Source organism: Pseudorhodoferax sp. (assembly GCF_047601025.1).
Taxonomy (GTDB): Bacteria; Pseudomonadota; Gammaproteobacteria; order Burkholderiales; family Burkholderiaceae_C; genus Pseudorhodoferax.
Window position 1 is genome coordinate 2,977,653 of record NZ_JASGJZ010000001.1, and the last position, 23,085, is coordinate 3,000,737.

At 70.0% G+C, this 23,085-nt stretch carries 25 protein-coding genes and 1 tRNA gene; 10 read left to right on the top strand and 16 right to left on the bottom strand.

The window, feature by feature from the left end; translation table 11 throughout:
* Window positions 1-60: 60 nt before the first annotated feature.
* The 5 genes from QM782_RS13990 to QM782_RS14010 all read right to left on the bottom strand — a co-directional run bounded on the left by QM782_RS13990 (window position 61) and on the right by QM782_RS14010 (window position 5,130).
* A complete protein-coding gene (locus QM782_RS13990; protein ID WP_415203510.1) occupies window positions 61-801 on the bottom strand; it encodes a hypothetical protein in 741 nt (246 codons plus the stop codon).
* Window positions 801-2,318: an alkaline phosphatase gene (locus QM782_RS13995; RefSeq protein WP_415203511.1), complete on the bottom strand. Its 1,518-nt coding sequence runs from the start codon at window positions 2,316-2,318 to the stop codon at window positions 801-803. The genes QM782_RS13990 and QM782_RS13995 overlap by 1 nt, the downstream gene beginning before the upstream one ends.
* Before the next feature lie 44 nt (window positions 2,319-2,362).
* A complete protein-coding gene (locus QM782_RS14000; protein WP_415203512.1) occupies window positions 2,363-3,796 on the bottom strand; it encodes an alkaline phosphatase in 1,434 nt (477 codons plus the stop codon).
* A 248-nt stretch (window positions 3,797-4,044) separates the two neighbouring features.
* Window positions 4,045-4,121, bottom strand: a tRNA-Pro gene (locus QM782_RS14005).
* 25 nt (window positions 4,122-4,146) lie between these two features.
* Window positions 4,147-5,130, bottom strand: a complete 984-nt coding sequence (locus tag QM782_RS14010; RefSeq protein WP_415203513.1) for a polyprenyl synthetase family protein — start codon at window positions 5,128-5,130, stop codon at window positions 4,147-4,149.
* A gap of 170 nt (window positions 5,131-5,300) precedes the next feature.
* Between QM782_RS14010 and rplU the strand changes: the two genes are divergently transcribed.
* The 4 genes from rplU to proB all read left to right on the top strand — a co-directional run bounded on the left by rplU (window position 5,301) and on the right by proB (window position 8,187).
* Window positions 5,301-5,612, top strand: coding sequence for a 50S ribosomal protein L21 (gene rplU / locus QM782_RS14015; RefSeq protein ID WP_415203514.1), 312 nt, complete (start codon window positions 5,301-5,303; stop codon window positions 5,610-5,612).
* Between the two features lie 15 nt (window positions 5,613-5,627).
* Window positions 5,628-5,888, top strand: coding sequence for a 50S ribosomal protein L27 (gene rpmA, locus QM782_RS14020; protein ID WP_415203515.1), 261 nt, complete (start codon window positions 5,628-5,630; stop codon window positions 5,886-5,888).
* Between the two features lie 78 nt (window positions 5,889-5,966).
* Window positions 5,967-7,037, top strand: a complete 1,071-nt coding sequence (gene cgtA, locus QM782_RS14025; RefSeq protein WP_415203516.1) for an Obg family GTPase CgtA — start codon at window positions 5,967-5,969, stop codon at window positions 7,035-7,037.
* A gap of 4 nt (window positions 7,038-7,041) precedes the next feature.
* Window positions 7,042-8,187, top strand: a complete 1,146-nt coding sequence (gene proB / locus QM782_RS14030; RefSeq protein ID WP_415203517.1) for a glutamate 5-kinase — start codon at window positions 7,042-7,044, stop codon at window positions 8,185-8,187.
* Between the two features lies 1 nt (window position 8,188).
* Here the strand turns inward: proB and QM782_RS14035 are convergent, their stop codons facing one another.
* Both QM782_RS14035 and QM782_RS14040 read right to left on the bottom strand, forming a co-directional pair.
* Window positions 8,189-8,707 (bottom strand): CNP1-like family protein, encoded by a 519-nt coding sequence (locus tag QM782_RS14035; RefSeq protein WP_415203518.1) that lies wholly within the window; start codon window positions 8,705-8,707, stop codon window positions 8,189-8,191.
* The gene (locus tag QM782_RS14040; RefSeq protein WP_415203519.1) at window positions 8,694-9,353 is read right to left on the bottom strand and encodes an RNA pyrophosphohydrolase; all 660 of its coding nucleotides are present in this window, start codon (window positions 9,351-9,353) and stop codon (window positions 8,694-8,696) included. The genes QM782_RS14035 and QM782_RS14040 overlap by 14 nt, the downstream gene beginning before the upstream one ends.
* Before the next feature lie 119 nt (window positions 9,354-9,472).
* Between QM782_RS14040 and QM782_RS14045 the strand changes: the two genes are divergently transcribed.
* Window positions 9,473-11,212 carry a proline--tRNA ligase gene (locus QM782_RS14045; RefSeq protein WP_415203520.1) on the top strand — a complete coding sequence of 580 codons (1,740 nt, stop codon included), beginning with the start codon at window positions 9,473-9,475 and terminating at the stop codon, window positions 11,210-11,212.
* Window positions 11,213-11,217: 5 nt separating this feature from the next.
* Entirely contained in the window at window positions 11,218-11,865 is a 648-nt protein-coding gene (locus QM782_RS14050; protein ID WP_415203521.1) for a transglycosylase SLT domain-containing protein, read from the top strand.
* Window positions 11,866-11,902: 37 nt separating this feature from the next.
* Here QM782_RS14050 and QM782_RS14055 read toward each other — a convergent pair whose 3' ends face one another.
* The 5 genes from QM782_RS14055 to hemA form a co-directional block, all read right to left on the bottom strand.
* Window positions 11,903-12,898, bottom strand: a complete 996-nt coding sequence (locus tag QM782_RS14055) for an AAA family ATPase (RefSeq protein WP_415203522.1) — start codon at window positions 12,896-12,898, stop codon at window positions 11,903-11,905.
* Between the two features lie 90 nt (window positions 12,899-12,988).
* On the bottom strand, window positions 12,989-13,315 hold the full coding sequence (grxD, locus tag QM782_RS14060) for a Grx4 family monothiol glutaredoxin (RefSeq protein ID WP_415203523.1): 327 nt from the start codon (window positions 13,313-13,315) through the stop codon (window positions 12,989-12,991).
* A 30-nt stretch (window positions 13,316-13,345) separates the two neighbouring features.
* Window positions 13,346-14,167, bottom strand: coding sequence for a peptide chain release factor N(5)-glutamine methyltransferase (prmC, locus tag QM782_RS14065; protein WP_415203524.1), 822 nt, complete (start codon window positions 14,165-14,167; stop codon window positions 13,346-13,348).
* On the bottom strand, window positions 14,164-15,252 hold the full coding sequence (prfA, locus tag QM782_RS14070) for a peptide chain release factor 1 (protein ID WP_415203525.1): 1,089 nt from the start codon (window positions 15,250-15,252) through the stop codon (window positions 14,164-14,166). The genes prmC and prfA overlap by 4 nt, the downstream gene beginning before the upstream one ends.
* A gap of 80 nt (window positions 15,253-15,332) precedes the next feature.
* Window positions 15,333-16,616: a glutamyl-tRNA reductase gene (gene hemA, locus QM782_RS14075; protein ID WP_415203526.1), complete on the bottom strand. Its 1,284-nt coding sequence runs from the start codon at window positions 16,614-16,616 to the stop codon at window positions 15,333-15,335.
* A gap of 67 nt (window positions 16,617-16,683) precedes the next feature.
* Between hemA and QM782_RS14080 the strand changes: the two genes are divergently transcribed.
* Complete coding sequence (locus tag QM782_RS14080; RefSeq protein WP_415203527.1) at window positions 16,684-16,953, top strand: hypothetical protein; 270 nt, start codon at window positions 16,684-16,686, stop codon at window positions 16,951-16,953.
* A 23-nt stretch (window positions 16,954-16,976) separates the two neighbouring features.
* Here QM782_RS14080 and nudC read toward each other — a convergent pair whose 3' ends face one another.
* Together nudC and QM782_RS14090 are read right to left on the bottom strand one after the other, a co-directional pair.
* Window positions 16,977-17,807, bottom strand: a complete 831-nt coding sequence (gene nudC / locus QM782_RS14085; RefSeq protein ID WP_415203528.1) for an NAD(+) diphosphatase — start codon at window positions 17,805-17,807, stop codon at window positions 16,977-16,979.
* 25 nt (window positions 17,808-17,832) lie between these two features.
* Window positions 17,833-18,702: an NUDIX hydrolase gene (locus tag QM782_RS14090; RefSeq protein ID WP_415203529.1), complete on the bottom strand. Its 870-nt coding sequence runs from the start codon at window positions 18,700-18,702 to the stop codon at window positions 17,833-17,835.
* Between the two features lie 119 nt (window positions 18,703-18,821).
* Between QM782_RS14090 and QM782_RS14095 the strand changes: the two genes are divergently transcribed.
* Together QM782_RS14095 and gshA are read left to right on the top strand one after the other, a co-directional pair.
* On the top strand, window positions 18,822-19,727 hold the full coding sequence (locus QM782_RS14095) for an SDR family NAD(P)-dependent oxidoreductase (protein ID WP_415203530.1): 906 nt from the start codon (window positions 18,822-18,824) through the stop codon (window positions 19,725-19,727).
* Window positions 19,728-19,822: 95 nt separating this feature from the next.
* Window positions 19,823-21,415 carry a glutamate--cysteine ligase gene (gene gshA, locus QM782_RS14100; protein ID WP_415203531.1) on the top strand — a complete coding sequence of 531 codons (1,593 nt, stop codon included), beginning with the start codon at window positions 19,823-19,825 and terminating at the stop codon, window positions 21,413-21,415.
* A 3-nt stretch (window positions 21,416-21,418) separates the two neighbouring features.
* Here gshA and QM782_RS14105 read toward each other — a convergent pair whose 3' ends face one another.
* Together QM782_RS14105 and QM782_RS14110 are read right to left on the bottom strand one after the other, a co-directional pair.
* Window positions 21,419-21,622 (bottom strand): hypothetical protein, encoded by a 204-nt coding sequence (locus QM782_RS14105; RefSeq protein ID WP_415203532.1) that lies wholly within the window; start codon window positions 21,620-21,622, stop codon window positions 21,419-21,421.
* Entirely contained in the window at window positions 21,619-21,969 is a 351-nt protein-coding gene (locus tag QM782_RS14110) for an HPF/RaiA family ribosome-associated protein (RefSeq protein ID WP_415203533.1), read from the bottom strand. Before QM782_RS14110 ends, QM782_RS14105 begins: the two co-directional genes overlap by 4 nt.
* 140 nt (window positions 21,970-22,109) lie before the next feature.
* Here QM782_RS14110 and QM782_RS14115 point away from each other — a divergent pair, with 140 nt between their 5' ends.
* Window positions 22,110-23,084 (top strand): Bug family tripartite tricarboxylate transporter substrate binding protein, encoded by a 975-nt coding sequence (locus tag QM782_RS14115; protein ID WP_415203534.1) that lies wholly within the window; start codon window positions 22,110-22,112, stop codon window positions 23,082-23,084.
* Window position 23,085 lies beyond the last annotated feature (1 nt).

The following is a 23,085-nucleotide window of genomic DNA, read 5'->3' on the forward strand; positions in this document are numbered from 1 at the left end:
GCTTGCCCATCGGCGGCAGGACGCCGCCGCGCTGCCCGGCTGGGAGGGGCCGGGCCGCTTTCAGTCCAGCAGGTCGGAGTAGTCGCCGCGGGCGTAGCCCTGCAGTTCGTCCCAGGGCATGCGCGCGGGCAGCGGCTGGGCCTTGACCGTCAGGCGCTGGCTGGACAGGCCGTGCATGTCCTGCTGCACCAGCGTGCGCACGTAGCGGCCGGCCAGGTCCCAGTCCACCTCGGTGCGGCGCTCGCCCTGCTGCAGGCGGTAGCGCTGCACGCCGTTGCGCGGCGGGCCCAGCTTTTCCATGCGCTGCAGCGCCTGCGGGTCGATCAGCCAGTAGGCCGCGGCCCACGAGCCGCCGTAGCCCACGTTGCCGTGGTGGCCCTTCTCCACCTCGATCACGCGGCGCTGCTCGCGCAGCACGATCTGCACCAGGGTCTGGCCGTCGGCCTGGCGCTGCAGCAGCAGCGGCGCGTTCTGGGCCTCGTCATGCGCATGGCCGGCGTGCGGCCCGGGCGTGGGCTTGTGGCCGTGGGCGGCCTCGTCGCGCAGCACCTGGGGCAGCACGCGCTCGATCCATACCCGGTCACCGTCGCGGACCATGCGGTCGGTGTGGCGGCTGTCGCGCTGCACGCCGTCCTGGCCGATCGAGTGGCTCTCGTACTGCAGCAGCAGGTGCACCGTCGGGCCGGCATCGGCCGCGGCGGTTGCCGCCGGGGCTTGAGCGTGGGCCAGGGCCGCCGGCTGCACGGCCAGCAGGGTGCCGGCGGCCGCCGCCGCGGCCAGCCAGTGTCGGCGCTTGAACATCACAGGCCCGCCGCTTCCTTGACCTTGCCGAACACCTTGATGTTGTCCATGGTGCCCTTGAAGATCCTGGCGCCGGCGCCGCCGGCGAACAGCATCACGTCGCCGCCGCCGTGGGTTTCGGAGCCCGGCGTGCCCAGGTTGACGTTGACTTCCTGCAGGAAGTTGTCCTGCGTGGTGTCCACATTGGTCAGGTCCTCGCGGCCGGCGCCGCGGGCCGGGGCCACCCAGGGCTTGCCGCCGTCTTCTTCGTTGACCTGGCTGGAGGCGCTGGCGTTGGGCCGGCCGCCGTTGCCGAACACCAGCGTGGTGTAGGGCTTGCCGTCGGCTGCCTTGGACAGCTTGCCGGTCTGGTAGTCCACCACCTTGCCCAGGATCGGGCTGCCGATCTTGGAATAGCCGTTGAAGGCGATCGCGTGGTCATGGTCGGCGGTGACCACGATCAGCGTGTTCTTCAGGCCCGGGTCCTTCCTTTCCATGTAGGCCATGACGTTCTCGATGGCCTTGTCCAGGGCCAGCGCGTCTTCCAGCGCGCGCTTGGCGTTGCTGCCGTGCAGCGCATGGTCGATGCGGCCGCCTTCGACCATCAGGAAGAAGCCCTTGTCGTTGCGGCTCAGCACGTCCAGAGCCTTGGTGGCCATGTCGGACAGGCTGGGCTGGTCCAGCCGCTGGTTGGTGCGGTCCAGCTCGTAGGCCATCTCGCTTTGCGAGAACAGGCCCAGCAGCTTGCCGGTCTGGGTGGCGTCCAGCGCGGCCAGTTCCGAGCCCTTGCTGACGTAGGTGTAGCCCTTGGCCTGCATCTGCTCGACCAGGTTGGCGCTGTCGGTGCGCTTGCTGCTGGGGTTGATGGCCCTGGGCAGGTAGTTGCGCTGGCCGCCGCCCATCAGCACGTCCACGCCGTCGAGCAGCCTGGGGTTGTAGTTGGCATGGCCCGGCACCGACTGCTCGGCGATCGTGTTGTAGGCGTTGCGGTTGCAGATGTGGGCGTAGGTGGTGGCCGGCGTGGCGTGGCCCACGCGGGTGGTGGACACCGCGCCCACCGAGCGGCCCTTGGCCTTGGACAGCTCCAGCAGCGTCTCGGCCGGCGTGCCGTTGCCGGCCTGGCAGGTGGTGTCCTCGCCGCGGATGTATTGCGAGCCGTCGGGCGCGTAGGCCGACGTTTCGGCCGACATGGAGATGACCTCGTTGTTCATCTTCACGCCGGTCATGTAGGCGGCCATCGAGGGCGCGCTGTCGGTGGTCTGGCCGTCGCGCGAGAAGGTCTTGATGCGCGCCGCGTAGGGCAGCGATTGCATCTGCAGCTTGGCGCGCTCGCTGCTGACCAGCTTGTTCGGGTTGCCGGCGGCGATCTCCTTCTCGCCCTTGTAGATGCGGGCGGCGGTGACGGTGACCGGGCCCATGCCGTCGCCGAGGAAGAAGATCACGTTCTTGGCTTCACCGGCGGCCTGGGCGGCGGTGCCGGCCAACGCGCAACCCAGGGCCATGGCGGCGAGCGCGGTCTTGCGGAAAGTCGGGTTCATGCTGTGTTCCTGCGTGTCCTGCGTATGGATCGGTGTTCGGCCGCTCACAGGCCGATGGCCTTCTTGATGAGGCCGAACACCTCGTGGTTGGTCAGCACGCCGGAGAAGTGGTCGGCGCCCAGGCCGGTGGCGCCCAGGAAGACGTCGGCGCCGCCGTGGGTCTCGCCGCCTGCGGGCATGGGCACCACGGCTTCCTGGATGTAGTCGGGGTGCTCCAGCTCGGCATCGCTGATCGGGCCGCGGGTCAGCTTGTAGCCCGGGCCGTTGCCGAAGCCCAGCACGGTGTAGGGGTTGCCGTCCACGTCGGTCGAGGGCCGCCTGTTGTCCACGTAGTTCATGACCAAGCCCAGCACGCCGGGCTTGCCCGGCTCGGTCTTGCCGGTGCGGGCGGCATAACCGTTCATCTGCAGCGAGTGGTCGTGGTCGGCGGTGACGACGATCAGCGTGTTCTTCAGGCCCGGGTCCACCTTCTCCATCTTCTCCAGCGCGGTCTTGATCGCGTTGTCGAAGGCCACGGTGTCCTGCAGCGCGCGGCGGGCGTTGGTGGCGTGCAGCGCATGGTCGATGCGGCCGCCTTCGACCATCAGGAAGAAGCCCTTCTTGCGCGCGGACAGCGCGTCGATGGCCTTGCCGGTCATCTCGGCCAGGCTGGGCTCCTTGGCCGGGTCGCGGTCCAGGTCGTAGGACATGTGGTCCCTGGTGAACAGGCCGGCGATCTTGGTGTTGCCGTCCACCGGCAGCTTGTCGAACGCGCTCTTGTCGGCCGCAAAGCCGTACTTGGCGGTCTTCAGCTCGCTGATCAGGTTGCGGCCGTCGTTGCGCTTGCCGCCGTCGGCGGCGGGCGTGAAGTAGCTGGTGCCGCCGCCGAAGATCACGTCCACGCCGTCGCCGAGCTTGGCGTTGTAGCCGGCGCCGCCGGGCACCAGGGCCGCGGCGATGGTGTTCTCGGCATCGCGGTGGCACACGTGCGCGTAGGTGGCCGCGGGCGTGGCGTGGGTGATGCGGGTGGAGGTGACCACGCCGGTGCCGTAGCCGGCGGCCTTCATCTGCTCCAGCAGCGTTTCCACCGGCGAGCCGTTGCCGGTGGCCGGGCAGGTGCTGTCGTACTTGACGTGGTAGGGCTTGCCGTCGGCGTCGGTGGCCCGGGTGTCGGCCGACATGGAGATGACCTCGTTGTTCATCTTCACGCCGGTCATGTAGGCGGCCATCGAGGGTGCGCTGTCGGTGACCTGGCCGTCGTTGGAGTAGGTGTGGACGAAGGCGCTCTCGGGCAGCCTGTCGATGGTCAGCTCGCCGTCTTCGCCGACGCTGTAGATGCGCGCGGCGGTCAGGGTGGTGATGCCCATGCCGTCGCCGAGGAAGAACAGCACGTTCTTCTGGGGCGCGGGTGCGGCGGTGCTGTGGTAGTTGTCGCCGCCGCAGGCGGCGAGCGTTGCGCACAACACCACCGCGGCAAAGGAGAGCGAATGCAACTTCATGGATGAGAGTCCTTGCGTGGAGAGTCGGGAAGCTGCGGCCGAATCTAGGTGGCGAATGTGGCGGCGGCATGACAAGACCGTGGCGCGCGGTCATGCGGGATTCATGCGGCTGTCGTCCGGCGACGACGTGCCGGGTGGGGTGCCGGGTGCCGGCGAGGGGAGTGCGTGCAGGGCCCGCAGGACGGGGCGGGCACAAAGCAAAACGGCCGCGAAATTCGCGGCCGTTTTGTCGTCTTCTTCGAAGAATCTGGTCGGGGTGAGAGGATTCGAACCTCCGGCCTCTACGTCCCGAACGTAGCGCTCTACCAGGCTAAGCTACACCCCGTGTTCCGCTGCTGCGCAAGAGTCTTTCAGGACCTTCGCTGCAACAGCTGAGCCGCTAATTGTAGCAAAGCTTCCGTGTAGCTATTGCGCGACAGTCCTTCGATGGCTTCCATCGCGCGCCGCGCCTCGGCGGCAGCGGCCTGGCGCGTCACGTCCAGCGCGCCGGTGCCGCGCACGATGGCGATGATCTCGTCGATGTTCTCGGTCGCGCCTTGCTCGATCGCGACGCGGATGGTGTCGCGCTGCCGTGCCGTGCCGAGCCGCATCGCGGCGATCAGCGGCAGCGTGCACTTGCCTTCGCGCAGGTCGTCGCCGAGGTTCTTGCCCATCTCGGCGGGCGAGCCGTCGTAGTCGAGCACGTCGTCGATGACCTGGAACGCCGTGCCCAGGGCCTGGCCGTAGTCGGCGCAGGCGCGCTCCAGCGCGGGCGGGCTGCCGGCCAGGATGGCGGCGATGCGGGCGCTGGCCTCGAACAGCTTGGCGGTCTTGGAGCGGATGACGCGCAGGTAGCCTTCTTCGTCCAGCGTGGCGTCGTGCATGTTCACGAGCTGCAGGACCTCGCCCTCGGCGATCACGTTGGTGGCCTCGGCCAGCGTTTCCATGATGCGCATGTCCTGCGCCTCGACCATCATCTGGAAGGCGCGCGAATACAGGAAGTCGCCGACCAGCACGCTGGCCGGGTTGCCGAAGGCTTCGTTGGCGGTGGCGCGGCCGCGGCGCAGCGTGGAGTCGTCGACCACGTCGTCGTGCAGCAGCGTCGCGGTGTGGATGAACTCGACCACGGCCGCCAGGTTGAAGCGCTGCGGCGAGCGCGTGCCGAGCGCCCCGCACATCAGCAGCAGCAGGGCCGGCCGCAGGCGCTTGCCGCCGGCCGAGATGATGTATTGGGCGACCTGGCCGACGAGGGGGACGCCGGACGCCAGACGATGGGCGATCAGCCGGTCGACTTCGCGCATGTCTTCGGCGATCAGCGCGACCGCCGCAGCGGTGCTGGAAGTGTGGTCGGACAAGTTGTAACCCAGGGTAATTGCGTCGAATTATAGGAAGCCGCCAATGCGCCCCGCCGGGCGCGCGGGTGCCGGCCTCGGTGAAGGGGTGGGAGATGCTATACTCGCGGGCTTCGCGGAAATTCGTCCGCCGAAGGCTCTTTCCTCGAAACGAGGCTCAACAGAGGTTCCACATGTACGCGGTCATAAAAACCGGCGGCAAGCAGTATCGCGTTGCTTCCGGCGAAAAAATCAAGGTAGAACAGATTGCTGCGGATGTTGGCCAGGAGATCGTGATCGACCAGGTGCTCGCCGTTGGCAACGGCAGCGAACTGAAGGTCGGCACGCCCTTGGTGTCCGGCGCAACCGTCACGGCAACCGTCGTGGCGCATGGCAAGCACGACAAGGTGCGCATTTTCAAGCTGCGCCGTCGCAAGCACTATCAGAAACGTCAAGGCCATCGCCAGCAGTTCACCGAACTGCAGATCGGCGCGATCGCCGGCTAAGAAGGGGTAAGGCTCATGGCACAGAAAAAAGGCGGCGGCTCCACGCGCAACGGCCGCGATTCCAAGCCCAAGATGCTGGGCGTGAAGGCGTTCGGCGGCGAACTGGTGAGCGCGGGCTCCATCATCGTGCGCCAGCGCGGCACGCGTTTCCATGCTGGCAGCAATGTCGGCGTCGGCAAGGACCATACGCTGTTTGCGCTGGTCGACGGCCATGTCTCGTTCGCCACCAAGGGTGCGCTGAACAAGCACACGGTGGTGGTCACACCCGCTGCCTGAGGACGTCGGTCCCTCCGGTCCGAAGCCCCGCTCGTCGGGGCTTCTTCGTTTTGAGCTCGGCCTTGTGCGAGGTGGAACATGAAATTCGTCGATGAAGCCACGATCGATGTCGCCTCGGGCGACGGGGGCAATGGCTGCGTCGCGTTCCGCCACGAGAAGTACAAGGAATTCGGCGGGCCGAGCGGCGGCGACGGTGGTCGCGGCGGCCATGTCTACGCCGTGGCCGATCCGAACCTGAACACGCTGGTGGACTACCGCTACGCGCGGCGCTACGAAGCCAAGCGTGGCGAGCACGGGATGGGCTCGGACATGTTCGGCGCCGCAGGCGCCGACATCACGCTGCGCATGCCGGTGGGCACCGTCATCAGCGATGCCGACACGGGTGAGCAACTGTTCGAGCTGCTGGTGCCCGGCGAGGCGGTGATGATCGCCAAGGGCGGCGACGGTGGCTTCGGCAACCTGCGCTTCAAGAGCGCGATCAACCGTGCGCCGCGGCAGAAGACGCCGGGCTGGCCCGGCGAGAAGAAGCACCTGAAGCTCGAGTTGAAGGTGCTGGCCGACGTGGGTCTGCTGGGCATGCCGAACGCCGGCAAGTCGACGCTGATCAGCGCGGTATCGAACGCGCGGCCGCGCATCGCCGACTATCCGTTCACGACGCTGCATCCGAACCTCGGCGTGGTGCGGGTCGGCCCGGAGCAGAGCTTCGTGGTGGCGGACCTGCCGGGCCTGATCGAGGGCGCGTCCGAAGGCGCGGGGCTGGGCCACCTGTTCCTGCGCCACCTGCAGCGCACGCGGCTGCTGCTGCACGTCGTCGATCTGGCGCCGTTCGACGAAGGCGTCGATCCGGTGGCGCAGGCGCGCGCCATCGTGAACGAACTCAAGAAATACGATGCCGCGCTGTACCGCAAGCCGCGCTGGCTGGTGCTGAACAAGCTGGACATGATTGCGCCGTCCGAGCGTGCCGCGCGCGTCAAGGACTTCGTGCGCCGGCTGCGCTTCAAGGGGCCGGTGTTCGAGATCTCGGCGCTGACACGCGAAGGCTGCGAGCCGCTGGTGCAGGCGGTCTACCAGCATGTGCATGCGGAGAAGTCGGCTGAACTCCAGCTGGCGCCGGTCGATCCGCGCTTCGCCGACGCTTCCGATGCATGATCCGATGAACGCTTTCGACGTTTCCGGCGTGCTGCGCGGTGCGCGGCGCATCGTGGTCAAGGTCGGCTCCAGTTTGGTCACGAACGAAGGCCGCGGCCTGGACGAGGTGGCCGTGGGCGAGTGGTCGCGGCAGCTGGCGGCCCTGGTGACCGACCAGGCCCGTACGCGGGAGCTGATCATGGTGTCCAGCGGCGCGGTGGCCGAGGGCATGAAGCGCCTGGGCTGGACCGTCCGCCCGCGCGAGCTGCCCGAGCTGCAGGCCGCCGCCGCCGTCGGCCAGATGGGCCTGGCGCAGATGTACGAAACCAAGCTGCGCGAGCATGGCATGCGCAGCGCGCAGGTGCTGCTGACCCATGCGGACCTGGCGGACCGCGAGCGCTACCTCAACGCCCGCTCGACGCTGCTGACGCTGCTGCAGCACGACGTGATCCCGGTCATCAACGAGAACGACACCGTCGTCAATGACGAGATCAAGTTCGGCGACAACGACACGCTGGGCGCGCTGGTGGCCAATCTGGTGGAGGCCGATCTGCTGGTGATCCTGACGGACCAGCGGGGGTTGTATTCCGCCGACCCCCGCAAGGATCCGGCGGCGCGCTTCATCGACGTCGGGCGCGCCGGCGATCCGGCGCTGGAGGCCATGGCGGGCGGCGCCGGCTCGTCCATCGGCCGCGGCGGCATGATCACCAAGATCCTCGCGGCCAAGCGGGCGGCCGGGTCCGGCGCGTCCACCGTGATCGCCTGGGGCCGCGAGCGCGACGTGCTGCTGCGGCTGGCGCAGGGGGAGTCCATCGGCACGCTGCTGGTGGCGCAGACCCCGAAGATGCAGGCGCGCAAGCAGTGGATGGCCGACCACCTGCAGCTGCGCGGCGCGGTGGTCGTCGACGAGGGCGCCGCGCGCAAGCTGCGCGAAGAGGGCAAGAGCCTGCTGCCGATCGGCATGACGGCGGTGGAGGGCGAGTTCTCGCGCGGCGACGTGATCGCCGTCCGCGACACGCGGGGCGGGACCATCGCGCGCGGCCTGGCCAACTACGCCAGCGCGGAAGCCAGGCTGCTGTGTCGCAAGCCGTCCAGCGAATTCGAGGGACTGCTCGGCTATGCGGCGGAGCCCGAAATGGTCCACCGCGACAACCTGGTGCTGATCCGCTGAATCAGAACGGGTGCAGGACCGTGCCCGGCGACTTGAGCCGGTGCACGATGTCCCGCACCGTGGTGGGCGGTGCCCGGTTGTCGCAGCCGCCCTGGCGCGCGAACGCCAGCGGGTACTTGACACGCGAGGATTCCCACAGCGACTGCCACTGCGGCGTTCCGACCGGCGTCCAGCGGTCGACGTTGTAGCGCGCATAGAGCTTGTACTCGCCTGTGCTGCAACGCAGAGCTTCGTACATGGCCGTCATGGCCCCGGTGTTGCTGCGCGCGACCATGACGTAGCGCACGACGCCGTCCTCGCCGATGCGGATGGTCTCGGGGTCCACGCCATAGCGCAGGCTGCCTTGGCGATCGACGTCCACGTCGACCAGCCTGTCCAGGCTGAACGCTGGAGGCGGTGGTGCCTCGGCCTCGACCCAGTCGGGCTCGTCGGGCAGGATGGACTGCGCGCCGGCGCTGGCCGCAGCGGCGATGAGGCTGGCGGCCAGCCAGGCCGCCAGGCGGCCGCTACGAAGGTGCATGGTGGTTGTGTGGCGGCGGGTTGCGCCGCTGGTTGGTCTGCGGATCGGGTTCGAAGCTGCCGCCGGGCGGCAGTTCCATCCTCGGGGTCGGCGCTTCGCGGCGCGCATGGTGGTCGGTGGGCTCGCCATCGCGCGCTCGCATGCTGTTGCGCAAGTAGCGGTTGCGGTGGTCGTGCCGCGGCAGGAAGCGCGCGAGCTCGGTCAGCGCCATCTCGTAGACGCCGCGCTTGAACTCCACCACCACGTCCAGCGGCACCCAGTAGTCGTTCCAGCGCCAGGCGTCGAACTCCGGATGGTTGGTCGCGCGAAGGTTGAGATCCCAGTCGTGCCCGAGCAGCTGCAGCAGATACCAGATCTGCTTCTGCCCCTTGTAGTGGCCGCGCGCGTCGCGGCGGATGAAGCGGTCCGGCACCTCGTAGCGCAACCAGTCGCGCGTCCGGGCCACGACCCGCACATGTTCCGGGCGCAGGCCGACTTCTTCGTGCAACTCGCGGAACATCGCCTGTTCCGGCGTTTCGCCCCGATCGATGCCGCCCTGCGGGAACTGCCAGGAGTGGGTGCGGATACGCTTGCCCCAGAACACCTGGTTCTTCTGGTTGAGCAGGATGATGCCGACGTTGGGCCTGAAGCCTTCCCGGTCAAGCATAATCAAACCCCAATTTCTTAACTTGAAACCATTATGCACAGCGCCGCCTGTGCGGCAAGCCGCTGCGGCTGCGCCGGTTTCGGGTATTCCCCTCTGGTTTTCCTGTCCTTCGTCAGCCCATGAAAGCGTCCCAGTTCCTGATTTCCACGCTCAAGGAGGCGCCCGCCGACGCCGAGGTCGTCAGCCACCGGCTGATGACGCGCGCGGGAATGATCAAGAAGCTCGGCGCCGGCATCTACACCTACATGCCCATGGGGCTGCGCGTGCTCCGCAAGGTCGAGGCCATCGTGCGCGAGGAGATGAACCGCGCCGGCGCCATCGAACTGACCATGCCCGTCGTGCAGCCGGCCGAGCTGTGGCAGGAAACCGGCCGCTTCGAGAAGATGGGGCCGGAACTGCTGCGCATCAAGGACCGGCACCAGCGCGACTTCGTGGTGCAGCCCACCAGCGAGGAGGTCGTGACCGACATCGCTCGCCAGGAACTGCGCAGCTACAAGCAACTGCCCAAGAACTTCTACCAGATCCAGACCAAGTTCCGCGACGAGCGCAGGCCACGCTTCGGGCTGATGCGCGGGCGCGAGTTCATCATGAAGGACGCCTACAGCTTCGACCGCAGCCCCGAGGCGGCCAAGCAGAGCTACCAGGTCATGGCCCAAGCCTACCGGCGCATCTTCGACCGCTTCGGTCTGCGCTATCGGGCCGTGGCGGCCGATAGCGGCGCCATCGGCGGCGACCTGTCGGAAGAATTCCAGGTGATCGCTGCGACCGGCGAGGACGCCATCGTCTACAACCCCGACAGCAACTACGCCGCCAACATGGAGAAGGCCGAGGCGCTGGCGCCCGCCGCACCGCGTGCCGCGCCCTCGAAGGACATCGCCCGCACGCCCACGCCCGGCAAGGCCACCTGCGCCGACGTGGCCGAACTGCTGGGCGTGCCGCTGTCCACCACGGTCAAGTCGCTGGTGCTCGCCACCGACGGCGAGGCGGGGCCCCAAGTCTGGCTGCTGCTGCTGCGCGGCGACCACGACATGAACGAAGTCAAGGTCGGCAAGCTGCCCGGCCTGGACGCGGGCTTCCGTTTCGCGACGGTGGCCGAGATCGAGGCGCACTTCGGTTGCCAGCCCGGCTACCTGGGGCCGATCGGCCTGCTGCGGCCGGTCAAGATCGTGGCCGACCGCGAAGTGGCGGTGATGCACGACTGGATCTGCGGCGCCAATGCGCCGGACTTCCACATGACCGGCGTGAATTGGGGCCGCGACCTGCCCGAGCCCGACCTGGTCGCCGATCTGCGCAACGTGGTGGCTGGCGACCTGTCCCCGGACGGCAAGGGCCGGCTGGCGATCGAGCGCGGCATCGAGGTCGGCCACGTGTTCTACCTCGGCACCAAGTACAGCAAGTCGATGAACGCCACCTTCCTCGACGAAGGTGGCAAGCCGCAGCTGCTGGAGATGGGCTGCTACGGCATCGGCATCACGCGCCTGCCGGCTGCGGCCATCGAGCAGAACCACGACGCGCGCGGCATCATCTGGCCGGATGCGATCGCGCCGTTCACGGTGGCGATCTGCCCGATCGGACCGGACCGGAGCCCGGACGTGAAGCGCACGGCCGAGGTGCTGTACGAGGAACTGCTGGCCGCCGGGGTCGACGTGGTGCTGGACGACCGCGGCGAGCGCCCCGGCGCGATGCTGGCCGACTGGGAACTGATCGGCGTGCCGCACCGTGTCGTCATCGGCGACAAGGCGCTCAAGGAAGGCCAGGTCGAATACCAGCACCGGCGCGATGTGGCCGCCACGCGCGTGGCGTCGGCGGAGATCGGGGCGTTCGTACAATCGCGCCTCGGTGCCGCCGCCTCTGCCTGAGTGAGTTGAACGCCGCTTCGCCTGCCGCCTCTGGACTATCCCGCCGTTCCGTCCTGGGGAGCGCCCTGGGCATCGGCCTGATCGGCCACGGGGCGAGCGCCCATGCGGGCGGGCAGCTGGAGGAGCCGTTGGCGGATGCGGTCCGCGGTGCGCTCAGCGCCGCTGTCGCCCATGCCGCGCCGCCCGTCCCCGAGTTCGACAGCACCGACGCCCGCCTGGCCTATCTGCGCTGGCTGGGCGCTGCGAGCCAGCGCCTCATGCCCCGCAAGCCGGACGCGACCGAGCGGCGCGAATTCCTCGACACCGTCTGGTACGAAAGCCGCCGCGCCGGGCTCGACACCGCGCTGGTGCTGGGCCTGATCGAGGTGGAGAGCAACTTCCGGCGCTTTGCGATCAGCATCGCCGGCGCCCGTGGCTACACCCAGGTGATGCCGTTCTGGACCCGCGTGCTGGCCGATGGCGATGCCAGCCGCCTGTTCCACATGCAGACCAATTTGCGCTTCGGCTGCGTGATCCTGCGGCACTACCTCGACCGGGAGGGCGGCGACCTGTTCCTGGGCCTGGGGCGCTACAACGGCTCGCGTGGCCAGGCGCCGTACCCGAACGCGGTGCTGGCGGCTCGCAGGCGCTGGAATCTCGGCGCGGCGGCGTAGCCATCGGCCCGCCGCCGCCGGTCTCAGGCCCGGCTGCTCAGTGCACGAAGCCGATGCGGCTCTTGGCGGCCGGTGGACGCGGCAGGTCGTCCACGCGGATCTGGTCGCGGCCGTCGAGGCGCGCATTGCCGAAGCCCGTCATCAGTGCGCGGCGCATCTCGCGCGGCGCCAGTTCCGCCAGCACGTCCAGCACGTCGGCGGCCGGCTCGGGCTGGAACTGCCGGCCCCAGCCATGCTCGGCCCGGATCGCGGCGTACAGCTGGCCGGCGATCTGGCGCGCCTGCCCGGGGCTGGGCGCCGGGATGCTGAACACGTTCATGCGGTTCAGGATCGGTTCGGGGATGGTGCGCTCGTCGTTGGCCGTGGTGATCCAGATGACTTGGCTCGCATCGATCGCGACCTCGGCGAACTCGTCGACGAAGCTCTGCGCCGTGTCGTGCTCCAGCAGGCTGTACAGCGCGCCCAGCGGGTCGTACTGCGCGTCGGTGCCGGCCTTGTCGATCTCGTCGACCACCAGCACCGGGTTGGCGTACTGGCCGTCGACCAGCGCCTCGAACACCTTGCCGGGCTTGGCCCCCTTCCATTGCGAGGAGGCGCCGGACAGCAGCCAGCCGGCCGTCATCGAGCTCATCGGCAACAGGTTCATGCCCGTGCCCAGCAGTTCGGCCAGCTTGCGCGCGAAGTGGGTCTTGCCGATGCCGGGCGGGCCCAGCAGCAGCATGGGCGTGACTTCCAGGCCGTCGGAGCTGTCCTGCGCGAGTGCGACGTGCCGGCGCACATCGTCCAGCGCCTCGGTGAAGTTGGGCAGGCTCTGGTAGAGCGCGGACATCTCCGGCAAGCCGGACGGCTTGACCTGGAAGCGCTCGGGGCCGCGTTCCAGCATGCGCTCGTAGGTGCTGCGCAGGTGGTCGTGCTCCTTGGACTGGAGCTTGGCCAGCCGGCGCTCGACGTCCTGGGTCTGGTAGACGCTGCGCATGCTGGCCACCGGCAGGTGCAGGGGCGTGGTCGTCAAGGCAGTGCTGAGCGATTCCATCGAGGCTCCTTGCATGAGAGACGAAAGAGGTGACGGAATTTCAGCATAAGCCGTGCCAGCCGACAACGCGGCGCCGGCACGGCGGCGGGGTCAGGCGGCGGCCGTGCCCAGCACCTGCTGGAGCTCGCCGGACTGGTACATCTCCATCATGATGTCCGAGCCGCCGATGAACTCGCCCTTGACGTAGAGCTGCGGGATCGTGGGCCAGTTGCTGTATTCCTTGATGCCCTGGCGGATGGCGTCGTCTTCCAGCACATTGACGGTCCGGATGTCCTTGGCGTCCACGCCGCAGGCCTTCAGCACCTGGATCGCACGGCCGGAGAAGCCGCACATCGGAAAGCTGGCCGTGCCCTTCATGAACAGCAGGATGTCGTTGGACTGGACCAGGTCGGCGATGCGTTGTTGGGTGTCGTTCATGGAATCCTCGCGGCGAAATGCAGGCGGCGATTATCCGTGGATCGGCCACTGGCCGCCGGAGCAGCGCGCGATGCCCGCCAGGTCGCTGCGGCTGCCCACGGCCGCGAAGCCGTGGCCGGCCAGCAGGGCGAGGACGGCTGCGGCCTGGTCGTGCCCGTGCTCCAGCAGCAGCCACCCGCCCGGGCGCAGGCAGCGGCCGGCCGAGGCGATGATGCGGCGCAGGTCGCCGAGGCCGGCCTCGGCTGCGACCAGCGCGGCCTGGGGCTCGTGGGTCAGCGCGGCCAGGTGCGGATCGCCCGGCGCGATGTAGGGCGGGTTGGAGACGATCAGGTCGAAGCGCTCGTCGATGCTCTGCAGCCAGTCGCCGTGCAGGAAGCGCACCGGCAGGCCCAGCCGCGCGGCGTTGGCGCGGGCCACGGCCAGCGCATCGGCGCTGCGGTCGGTGGCCGTGACGGTCGCATCGGGCCGGCGCTGCGCCAGCGCCAGCGCGACCGCGCCGCTGCCGGTGCCCAGGTCGATCACCCGTCCCTGCCGGGGCAGGTGCTCCAGCGCCCATTCGACCAGCGTCTCGGTATCGGGCCGCGGCACCAGCACGCGGGCGTCGACCCGCAGCGGCAGGCCGAAGAACTCCTTGTGGCCCAGCAGGTAGGCGGCGGGCTCGCCGGCCCGGCGGCGCGCGCACAGCGCCTGGAAGTGCTGCGCCGCGGCAGGGTCCAGCGCGTCCGCGTCGTGCGCCAGCAGCCAGGCCCGGTCCAGCGGATCGCGACCCAGCGCGTGCAGCAGCAGCAGCTGGGCGTCCAGCCGGGCCAGGCCCTGCGCGGCGGCCGCGGCCAGCGCGTCGGCCAGCGTCATGCGGCCGCGCCCACTTCCAGCTCGGCCAGCTGCTCGGCCTCGCGCGCGGCGCGCAGCGCCCGGACCACCTCGTCCAGATCCCCGTCCATGATGAAGGCCAGCTTGTACAGCGTGAGGTTGATCCGGTGGTCGGTTAGCCGCCCCTGCGGGAAGTTGTAGGTGCGGATCCGGTCGCTGCGGTCGCCGCTGCCGATCAGTCCCTTGCGCTCGGCGGCGTCCTTGGCGGCGCGCTCGCTGCGCTCCTTGTCCTGGAGGCGGGCCAGCAGCACCTGCAGGGCCTTGGCCTTGTTGCGGTGCTGGGAGCGGTCGTCCTGGCATTCGGCCACGATGCCGGTCGGCAGGTGGGTGATGCGCACGGCCGAGTCGGTCTTGTTGATGTGCTGGCCGCCGGCGCCGCTGGCGCGGAAGGTATCGATGCGCAGCTCGGCCGGGTTCAGCTGCACGGCCTGGGCCTCATCGGGTTCGGCCAGCACGGCGATGGTGCAGGCGCTGGTGTGGATGCGGCCCTGCGTCTCGGTCGCCGGCACGCGCTGCACGCGGTGGCCGCCGGACTCGAAGCGCAGGTGGCCGTAGACCTGCTCGCCGTCGATCCGGGCCACGACTTCCTTGTAGCCGCCCAGCTCGCTCGGCGATTCGCTGATCAGCTCGACCTTCCAGCCCTGCCGCTCGGCGTAGCGGGTGTACATGCGCAGCAGGTCGCCGGCGAACAGCGCCGACTCGTCGCCGCCGGTGCCGGCGCGGATTTCGAGGAAGGCGGCGCGTGCGTCGTCCGGATCCTTGGGCAGCAGCATGCGCTGCAGCTCGTCCTCCAGCCGCGCGAGCTCGGCCTCGGCGCCGGCGATCTCCTCCTGCGCCATCTCGGCCATTTCGGGGTCGGCCAGCATCTCGCGCGCAGCGGCCAGGTCGGCTGCGCGCTGCTGGTGGCGGGCATAGCGGCCGGCGACCTGCGCCACGTCGGCGTGCTCGCGCGACAGGGCCATGAACTGCTTCATGTCGGCCATGATGTCCGGGCGCGACAGCAGGAAGTCCAGCTCGGACAGGCGCAGCGCATAGCGCTCGAGTTGTTGGCGGAGAAAGGGCTTCAAGAGGAATTCCGGTGAAACGCCGCCCGGGCTGGCGGCAAGAGGGCCTCGCGCAGCGCGGGGCCGGCGGCGCAGGGGCGCCGCTAACGTTCCTTGCGCAGGAACAGGCGGGAGATGGTTTCGGCCGCGTGCTCGCGCGCAGTGCCTTCGCCGGCGTGCAGCTCGGCCATGGCGCCGTGCAGCATCTTCTGCGTCAGGCCGCGCGACAGGGCCTCGAGCACGGCGTCCACGTCTTCGCCGCGCGCCAGCAGCCTGCGTGCGCGCGCCAGCTCGGCTTGGCGCCAGGCGTCGGCCTGCTGGTTCAGCTGGCGGATCAGCGGCACCACGCCGTGCACCGGGTCGCGCTGGCCCATCCAGTGCAGGAAGCTCTGCACCCCGGCGTCGATGATGACCTCGGCCTGGGCCACGGCCGCCTGGCGCTGCGCCTGGCCGGTTTGCACCACGCTGGCCAGGTCGTCCACGGTGTAGAGGAACACGTCCTCCAGGCTCTTGACCTCGGGCTCGATGTCGCGCGGCACGGCCAGGTCGACCATGAACATCGGGCGGTGCCGGCGCTGCTTCAGCGCACGCTCCACCGCGCCCAGGCCGATGATGGGCAGCGTGCTGGCGGTGCAGCTGACCACGGCGTCGAATTCGTGCAGGCGGGCGGGCAGGTCGGCCAGGCGCATGACCTCGCCGCCGAAGCGGCCGGCCAGCTTCTCGCCGCGCTCCAGCGTGCGGTTGGCGATCGCGATGGCCCGGGGGCTCCGGGCCGCGAAATGCGTGGCGGCCAGTTCGATCATCTCGCCGGCGCCGACGAACAGCACGCGCACCTCGCGCAGGTCCTCGAACAGCTGCGAGGCCAGGCGCACGGCGGCGGCGGCCATGCTGATGGAGTGGGTGCCGATCTCGGTGGCGGTGCGTACCTCCTTGGCGACCGCGAAGGAGCGCTGGAACAGCTGGTTCAGCGTGGTGCCCAGCGCGCCGGCCTGGTCGGCCACGCGCACGGCGTCCTTCATCTGGCCGAGGATCTGCGCCTCGCCCAGCACCATGGAGTCCAGGCCGCTGGCCACGCGGAACACGTGGCGCGCGGCCAGGCCGTCGTGCAGCGTGTAGGCGTGCGAGCGCAGCAGCGCCGGCGAGACGCCGCCGGCCTGCGCCATCCATTCCATGGTGTGGTCCACGGCCTGGGGGTCGGCGGCGCAGTAGATCTCGGTGCGGTTGCAGGTGGAGATCAGGGCGGCCTCGGGTCCGCGCGCGGTGCGGCCGGACAACGCCGAGCGCAGGCCGTGCAGCGTCGGGGCGATCTGGTCCAGGGCGAACGCGAAACGCCCGCGCAGGTCCAGCGGCGCGGTCGTGTGGTTGATGCCGAGGGCCCAGACAGACATGGGTCGGATTATAAAATCCGGCCCCTTCTTTCCTGGCTTGATCCCGATCAAGTCCTGCTCGCTTGCCATGGACGTCGTCGTCGCGCTGCTGCATGTCGGGGGCTTCGTGATGCCCGCCGTCTGCGTGGCCCTGGGCACCACGCTGGCGGCGCGGCTGCTGGGGGGCGGTGGGGGCATGCGCTGGTGGGCGCAATGGCTGCTGGTCAGCGCGGCCGGCGTGCTGGCGCTGCTGGGGGCGCTGTGGATCCTGGGCCGCGACGGCAGCATCGCCGGCTATGCGGCCCTGGTGGCCTGCTGTGCCACGCTGGCCTGGCTGCTGACGCTGCGCCGGCGCTGAGCAGCGGCGCCGGCCAGGGCGCTCTAGCGGTCCGGCGACGATCCCGGTAGGTGGGCTTCGATCAGTTGCGCGGCGATGGACAGCCGCGGCGGAATCGGCGGCATCGGCTCGCCGGGCCCGACCCAGACCGCTTCGGCGATCTCGTGCTCGTCCAGCCGCAGCGTGCCGCCGGCGTATTCGGCGGTGAATGCCAGCATCAGCGAATGCGGGAACGGCCACGACTGGCTCGCGAAGTAGCGCAGCTCGCGCACCGAGAGGCCGACTTCCTCCTGCACTTCGCGGTGCACCGCATCCTCGACCGATTCGCCGGCTTCCAGGAAGCCGGCCAGCGCCGTGAAGAAGCCCGACGGCGAGTTGCGGTGCCGCGCCAGCAGGATGGACGGGCCGCGCCGCACCAGCACCATCATCGCCGGCGAGATGCGCGGATAGGCCGCATGTCCGCAGGCCGGGCAGCGCATGCAGCGCTCGCCCGCGAGCGGCGCGGTCGGCCCGCCGCAGGCGCCGCAGAAGCGGTGGGTGCGGGCCCATTCGGCGATCTGCCAGGCGCGGCCGGCCACGGCCAGCAGGCCGTCGTCGATGGCGCCGAACAGCGCACGCAGCCGGCGCGTCTGGTAGCCGGGCGGCACGTCGATGCCGCGCGGGCGCCAGGCCACCCGGCAGTAGGCGGCGCCGAGCAGGCCGACCGGCAGGAACTCCGTGGCGCGCAGTTCCATCCAGGCCAGGGCCGCGGCGTCGGGCAGCGCCAGGTCCGCTTCGGCGACCAGCAGTTCGTCGCCGCAGAACACGAAGTTCAGTGCGGTTTCCTGGTCGCGGGCGGCCAGCAGGGGCGTGAACGAGGCGGGGGTCAGCAGCATGGGGCGGATCGTGGTGGAAGGAGGTTCAGCCGAACAGCGCCTCGAAGCCGTCGATCGGCTCGAAGCGCTTGTTCTGCCAGCGCAGCCGCGTCGGCCCGGGCAGTGCGCGCTCGGCGACCGGGTGGCAGGCGTCGCCCGGGTAGCAGACCACGCGCACGCCGTCCTCGTGGATGCTTTCCGGCTGGATCACCGGCGGCCGGCCGGCCCGTGCGGCGGCCAGTGCCGCGCCGGCGCTGGCATGGTGCGACAGCTGCGCCAGCGTCATGATCTGCGGCGGCGCCATTTCGATCTCGCCGTCCCAGTAGCGCTGCAGCGCCGTGCGCGGAGTCAGCCAGGCGGTTTCGACCGTCTCGTAGTCGTCGTGCCGGGCGACCTGCTCGGCCGGGACCACGGCGGCGAAGAAGCGGGTGTCGAAGCGCTTGTTCATCACCGAGGGCAGGCGCGGCGTGATCCAGCGCGCCCAGGGCACCAGCCACTGCGTCTGCACGCGCAAGTCGAGCCGGGCCAGCATCGCGTTGAACGGCGTGTCGTCCTTCAGCAGCGCCGCGGCCCGGGGCAGGTCGGGCGCGGTGCCGCCGGGGCCGGCGGCCAGCAGCACGCCGGCTTCCTCGAAGGCCTCGCGCACGGCCGCCACGTACAGGCCGGCGGCCTGGGGCGCCTCGAGTTCGGCGTCGTGCAGGCTGGCGCGCAGTTGGTCGGGCGGCTGGTCCAGGTGCAGGGCGGGGTCGAGCTCCGTGTCGGCCGCGTCGAGCTTGCCGCCGGGGAACACGTAGGCGCCGCCCAGCAGGGCCGAGTTGCCGTGGCGCCGCACCAGCAGCACTTCGATGCCGGCCGGGCCGTCACGCAGCATGATCAGCGTGGCGGCCGGGAGCGCCGGGGTGTGGATGGGGTGCATGTTCAGTTCCATGGGGGGTCCGTTGTCTCCAGTACAGTCGGGCGGCTTTGCTGGCGCAAGGCTAGCAGAGGCGATGGTGCGCCGGTGTCGCACAGCTTTCAAGGACAGAGGAGCCTGCAATGGGACTGGATTTCAAGGGCCGCGTGGCCATCGTGACCGGGGCCGGCGGCGGCCTGGGCCGCCAGCATGCGCTGGCGCTGGCGGCGCGCGGCGCGCGCGTTCTGGTCAATGACCTGGGCGGCGCGCGCGACGGCAGCGGCGGTTCGACCAGCGCCGCGCAGGCCGTGGCCGACGAGATCGTCGCCGCCGGCGGCCAGGCGCTGGCCAGCGGCGCCTCGGTGACGGACTACGAGGCCGTGTCGGCCATGGTGCGCCAGGCCGTCGAGGCCTGGGGCCGCGTCGACATCCTGGTCAACAACGCCGGCATCCTGCGCGACAAGACCTTCGCCAAGATGGACCTGGCCGACTTCCGGCTCGTGCTGGACGTGCACCTGATGGGCGCGGTGCACTGCTGCAAGGCCGTCTGGCCGCTGATGACGGAGCAGAAGTACGGCCGCATCGTGATGACCAGCTCGTCCTCCGGCCTGTACGGCAACTTCGGCCAGGCCAACTACGGCGCGGCCAAGATGGCCCTGGTCGGGCTGATGCAGACGCTGGCGCTGGAAGGCGCCAAGCACGGCATCCGCGTCAACAGCCTGGCGCCGACCGCCGCCACGCGCATGACCGAGGGCCTGCTGCCCGAGCAGGTGCTGCAGGCGCTGGATCCGGCCGCGGTGGTGCCGGCCATGCTGGTGCTGGCATCCGAGCAGGCGCCCACGCGCACCATCCTGTGCGCCGGTGCCGGGGCGTTCGAGTCGGCCCACGTGACGCTGACGCAGGGCGCCTGGATCGGCACTGGCCCGGATGCGCCGGAACAGCTGGCCGAGCGGCTGGAGCAAGTGTGCGCACGCGAGGGCGAGACCGTGCCGCAGAGCGGTTCCGAACAAGGCCAGCGCGAGGTCGCCCGCGCCCTGCAGCAGCGCTGAACCCGCGTGCGCCGGGGCTGCTCGGGCCCCGCCTGCAGCGCCGGCAGGCCTGTGATACCTTCCGGCCCCTGACAGATTCCGGGGCTTGAAACGACATGGCCACAACGACCTTGCATGCCAGCACGCCCCTCACGGAGCGCGCGGGCGCCCTCACCCACGAACGACTGCGCGGCATCCGGCGCGGGCTTGAGAAGGAAAGCCTGCGCGCCAATCCGGACGGCAGCCTGGCGCTGACGCCGCATCCGGCGGCGCTGGGCTCGGCGTTGACGCATTCGCACATCACCACCGACTTCAGCGAATCGCAGCTGGAGCTGATCACCGGCGTGCACGCCAGCGCCGAGGCCTGCCTGCAGGAACTGGCCGAGGTGCACCAGTACGTCTACCACGTGCTGCGCGAGCAGGGCGAGGAGATGCTGTGGGTCTCCAGCATGCCCTGCGGCCTGCCGACCGACGAGACCATCCCGATCGGCCGCTACGGCGCATCCAACGTCGGCCGCGCCAAGAGCGTCTACCGCATGGGCCTGGGCCACCGCTACGGCCGGCGCATGCAGACCATCTCGGGCATCCACTACAACTGGTCGATGCCCGGCGTCACGAGCGAGGCCTACTTCGGCCTGATCCGCAACTTCCGCCGCCATGCCTTCCTGCCGCTGGTGCTGTTCGGCGCGTCGCCGGCCGTGTGCGGCAGCTTCGTCGACGGGCGCGACCACGGCCTGTTGCCGCTGGGCGAGTGCAGCATGCACCTGCCGCACGCGACCTCGCTGCGCATGGGGCGGCTGGGCTACCAGAGCGACGCGCAGTCCTCGCTGGCCGTCAGCTACAACAGCCTGGAGGGCTACGGTGCCTCGCTGCAGCAGGCGCTGACCCAGCCCTATCCGCCCTACGAGGCGGTCGGCATCCGCAACCCCGGCGGCGACTACAACCAGCTCGCCACCAGCCTCTTGCAGATCGAGAACGAGTTCTACGGCACGATCCGGCCCAAGCGCACGATCTTCCCGGGCGAGCGTCCGCTGCATGCGCTGCGCGAGCGCGGCGTGGAGTACGTCGAGGTCCGCCTGATGGACCTGGACCCGTTCGAGCCGCTGGGCATCTCGGCCACGACCATGCGCTTCCTGGACGTGTTCCTGCTGCACTGCCTGCTCAGCGACAGCCCGCCCGACACGCCGCAGGAGATCGCCGCGCTGGCGCGCAACCAGCACCGCGTGGCCGCGCGCGGGCGCGAGAGCGGCCTGCTGCTGGAGCAGGGCCGGCGCGAACGGCCGCTGGCGGAATGGGCGCTGGAACTCATCGACGAATGCCGGCCGATCGCCGCCCGGCTGGATGCCGCGCACGGCGGGCAGGCGCATGCGCAGGCGGTGGCGGCCGCGCGTGCCGCCGTGCTGGCGCCGCAGACGCTGCCGTCGGCCCGCGTGCTGCAGCACATCGAGCGCGAGCACGGTGGCAGCTTCGCGCACTTCGTGCTGGAACGCTCGCAGTCCACGCAGGCACGGCTGCTGGGGCTGCCGTTCCCGGAGGTGCTGCGCCGGCGTTTCGCCGAGGCCTCGGCCGCCTCGATCGAGGAGCAAAAGCGCATCGAGGCCGCCGACACCATGCCCTTCGACGTGTACCGCGAGGAATACCTGCGGCCCGAGCGGCTGGGCCTCGGCTCGCGCCGCCGCGACCGCGCGGTGCCGGCCGCGGCGATCTGAGCGTCAGCGGTGGCGCAGGTACAGGACGCCGAAGGCCAGGCCCAGCACCAGCGCGAACCAGCCGACCACCGACGACTGCGCGATCATGTCGTGCAGCGGCGTCGGGCCCATGAAGCGCGGCGCCAGCAGCACCACCAGCCCGATGGCGATGCATATCCCGCTCTTCCAGGCCAGGTCCGCGCTGCGCCCGGCCGGTTGCCGGCTCACGGGCTTTCCTTGCGGATGGAGTCGCGCTCGCGGTGGCTCTTGTCGCGCTCGCGCTCGACCGTGCTCTCGACCAGGCGCTTGAGCTTTTCGGTGGCGCCGCGCAGGGCCGCGTCCTGGTTGTCGCCGTCGTGGTGCACGGCCAGCGGCTGGTGGTGCGCCAGCCGGGCTTCCATCGTGCAGCGCTTGGTGGCTGCGCCGCCCTTGGCCGCGCTTTCCTCGGACAGATGCACTTCGATGCGGGTCAGGTCCTGGCGGAAGCGCGCCAGCTCCTCGTGCAGATAGTTCTCGGCCCAACGGTCCAGCGACTCCTTGTTGGGCAGGCCGGTCGTGTTCACTTGCACTTGCATGGGGATCTCCTTTCGGCCGCCAGTGTGCCGCAGCCGGCGCAGGCGTCCGCAGGAACCGCACCGAAGCCGGGGAGAGGGCTCTGGTATCGTTCCTGCTTTTCGCCCCGATCCGTTATTTGCCATCCGTCCGTGGAGACCGCATGAGCTTTTCGTCCCTGATCCGTAGACGCCTGTGCCAGGCGCTGGCCGTCGGCGCTTTGCTGGCGGCCGGTGCGGCCCAGGCCCAGCAGACCGTGCGCATCCTGGTCGGCTTCCCGGCCGGCGGCGGCACCGATGCGATCGCACGGCTGCTGGCCGACAAGCTGCAGGGCGAGCTCGGCCAGAACGTGATCGTGGACAACCGCGGCGGCGCTGGCGGCCAGATCGCCGCCCATGCGCTGAAGGCGGCTGCGCCGGACGGCACGACCTTCTTCCTCTCGCACGACCACACGATCTCCATCCTGCCGCTGGTGACCAAGAACGCCGGCTTCGATCCGGCCAGGGATTTCGTCGCCGTGGCCGGTTTCGCGACCTTCGTGAACGCGCTGGCCGTCTCCGGCGGCACGCCAGCCAGGTCCCTGCCCGAGTACCTGAACTGGGTCAGGAGCCAGGGTGGCCGGGGCACCATCGGCGTGCCGGCGCCGACCTCGGTGCCGGAGTTCCTCGTGAAGATCCTGGCCGACAAATACAAGATGGACCTGCAGGCCGCGCCCTACCGCGGCAGTGCGCCGATGATCGCCGACATGCTGGGCAACCAGATCAGCGCAGGCACCGGCTCCATTCCCGACTTCATCGAGAACCACAAGGCCGGCAAGATCCGCGTCGTCGCCGTGCTGGGCTCCGCGCGCCAGGCCGCGATGCCCGAGGTGCCGACGTTCGCCGAACTGGGCGTGGCCGGGTTCGAGGACGTGCCGTACTACGGCGTGTTCGCGCCGGCGGGCACGCCGCAGGCCGCGATCGACCGCTTCTCGGCCGCGCTGGCCAAGGTCGTCGCACTGCCCGACGTGCGCGAGAAGCTGACGGCCATGGGCCTGACCGTGGGCTACATGCCCCAGCAGCAGCTGGCCAGCCGCGAGCGCGCCTACACCAGGGTGTGGGCCAGGATCATCAAGGAGAGCGGCTTCCAGCCGCAATGAC